Below are 252 nucleotides of genomic sequence, written 5' to 3' on the forward strand. Positions count from 1 at the left end.
GCCGAGGCAGCTGAGGCGATCGGCGCCGGCCGCTATCAACGCAGCGAGCAACGCAACACACACCGCAATGGGCATCGGGCCAAGACGGTGTCGACGACATCCGGGGACATCGAGGTCAAGATCCCCAAGCTGCGCGCCGGCTCGTTCTTCCCCTCGCTGCTCGAGCGGCGCCGCCGCATCGACAAAGCGCTGCACGCGGTGATCATGGAGGCCTACGTCCACGGGGTCTCCACCCGCCACGTCGATGACCTG

1 protein-coding gene is annotated in these 252 nt (G+C 67.5%); it reads left to right on the forward strand.

Features of this window, described 5'->3' with window-relative positions; translation table 11 throughout:
- Positions 1 to 252: transposase (locus ABQF13_RS25350; protein WP_448395561.1), on the forward strand; the 252-nt coding region annotated here is incomplete at both ends.

This window comes from Mycolicibacterium sp. XJ879, assembly GCF_053483935.1.